3 protein-coding genes are annotated in these 2,200 nt (G+C 67.5%); 2 read left to right on the top strand and 1 reads right to left on the bottom strand.

The annotated features are described in order from the left end of the window. The coding region (locus Q0319_RS11285) for a hypothetical protein (RefSeq protein ID WP_299452595.1) at positions 1-233 on the bottom strand (233 nt) is incomplete at its 3' end. A 170-nt stretch (positions 234-403) separates the two neighbouring features. On the opposite strand from Q0319_RS11285, the gene Q0319_RS11280 reads away from it, so the two are divergent. Beyond that, positions 404-706 carry a DUF2288 domain-containing protein gene (locus Q0319_RS11280; protein WP_299452591.1) on the top strand — a complete coding sequence of 101 codons (303 nt, stop codon included), beginning with the start codon at positions 404-406 and terminating at the stop codon, positions 704-706. A gap of 156 nt (positions 707-862) precedes the next feature. Next, a complete protein-coding gene (locus Q0319_RS11275; protein WP_299452589.1) occupies positions 863-2,104 on the top strand; it encodes an alanine--glyoxylate aminotransferase family protein in 1,242 nt (413 codons plus the stop codon). The last annotated feature ends 96 nt before the right edge of the window (positions 2,105-2,200 follow it).

Here is a 2,200-nt window from a genome sequence, read left to right as displayed (position 1 = left end):
ATGAAGATCTCGAACGGCCGGCGCTGCTCGTGCTCGGTGCCGGGGTTGAGCACGATGTCGTTGATGGTGACGTACAGCGCGTGCTCCGACAGCGGCGTCTTGATCTTGTAGGTGCAGCCCTCCAGCACCGGCGGGCGCTGCAGCTTTTCGTGCATCTGCTGCACGCTGTCCGACGCTGGGGCGGGGCGTACCAGCTCGATACCGACGATGGGCTGATCGATCTTGATGACCATCCGCGGCTACTCCCTCTGCTTGGGACGGTGATGACGGTCGATCGCCCGCACGGCGCATCCGGCGCCGGTCGAAGCGGGCTACGATCGAGATTACGCCGCCCGCGCGCGCGAGAACAGCGTCCGGCGGGTTATCCTTGGCGGCCCCGCCGTCACTGGGCCAGGACATCATCATGACCAACACCGACCATTCCGCTCTTGCCGCCAAACTCAACGCCGAGACCGCCCGTTTGCCATGGACCGAGCTGGAGCGGCACTTCGCCCGCGGCGCGCTGGTTACGGTGGACGCCGATCTGGACTTGATCGACGTCGCCGTCCGCATGGCCCAGGACGACAAGGCCAGCGTCGAGCGCTGGCTCACCGAGGATCGCATCCGCCGCACCACCGTCGACGAGGCACGCCGCTTCTCCGCCGAGCAGCGCGAGCTCTGGTGCGTGGTGGTCGCGCCCTGGGTACTGGTGCAAAACCGCCCCTGACCGCCGCGGTTCGATACAGCGCACGCTCCGCGGGGCGGATGCTTGCGCATCGGCGTGCGCAGGTTCACTCTCTGGAAATTTTCGGCGCCTGGCGCGACAGGCGCCTTGTCCGGCCCCAATAAACCGAGGGACCGGTAGCCATAACCAGAGGGACTCATGACAGAGCGATCCGCCTTACAGCAACTCGATCTCAGTCAACCGCCGCCAGACCTGCCGCTGGAAGCGATCCTCCCTGCCGAACCGCTGCTGCTGATGGGCGCCGGCCCGGTGCCCGTCCCGCACAAGGTCGCCGTCGCGAACTCGGTGGTGATCAACCACCTTGGCGAAACCATGGGCAAAGTCATCGAGCGGGTGAAGACCATGGCCCGCTACGTGTTCCAGACCCGCACGCCTTACGTGCTGGGCGTGGCCGGGCCGGCCTCGGCCGCCATGGAAATGGCCATCACCAATGTCATCTGGCCGGGCCGCAAAGTGCTGTGCGTGCGCAATGGCCTGTTCAGCGGCCGGCTCGGCGAGATGGCGCGGCGGGTCGGCGGCGAGGTCACCTACTTGGAAGTGCCGCCCGGTCAAGCCGCGACCGTGGAGGCGGTGGAAGCGGCGTTGCGCCGCGAGCGCTTCGACGTCATCACCATGGTGCAAGGCGAGACCTCGTGCACGGTGTGGAACCGCGAGGTAGCCGGCATCTGCCGCCTGGCCAAGCAGCACGGCCTGCTGACCATCGTCGACGCGGTCTGCACGCTCAGCACCATGCCGCTGGAAATGGACGCCTGGAACGTCGACATCGTCGTCACCGGCGGCCAGAAGGGCCTGTCGTCGATTCCCGGCGTCTCGCTGATCACCTTCTCCGAGGACGCCTGGCACACCATCGAGACCCGCAGCGCGCCGATGCCGCATTGGTGCCTGGACGCCCGGCTGGCGCAGGAGTTCTGGGGACGCAAGGGCTATCACTACACCGCGCCGGTGTCCGGCATCCTGGCGCTGCACGAAGCACTGCGGCTGATTTGCCAAGAAACCCTGCCGCTGCGCTTCAAGCGCCATGCCGTGTGCTCGCGGGCCCTGCAGCGGGCTGTCGAGGCCATGGGCCTGAGTCTGTTCGTCGAGCCCGAGTGCCGCCTGTACTCGGTGGTGGGCATCAACGTGCCGCCCGGGGTGTCGTCGAAACAGGTGCTGACGATGATGTCGCAGATCTACCGCGTGGAGATCTCCGGCGCCTTCGGCCTCGACATCGTCCGCATCGGCCAGATGGGCGAGCAGGCCCGTGCCCACAACGTGTTCCGCACCGTCCACGCGCTGGGCATGAGCATGCAGGCGGCCGGCGCCCAACTCGATGTGCCGGCCGGCATGGCGGCGCTGGAGCAGGCGCTCACCGAAGAGGACAACCTGCGCCTGACGGCCTGAGCGGAGCCGCGCCCTGAGCGACGGCGCCGTTCCTTGCCGCCCTCCCCTACGAGGCGCTTATGCGGCCGGGCCGTTCCCGCAGATCGCAAGAGCACA

It is taken from the genome of uncultured Pigmentiphaga sp., assembly GCF_937950555.1.
Classification (GTDB): Bacteria; Pseudomonadota; Gammaproteobacteria; order Burkholderiales; family Burkholderiaceae_B; genus Pigmentiphaga.
Note: the sequence above shows the minus strand (reverse complement) of the source record. Positions and strands in the feature narration are given on the sequence as shown.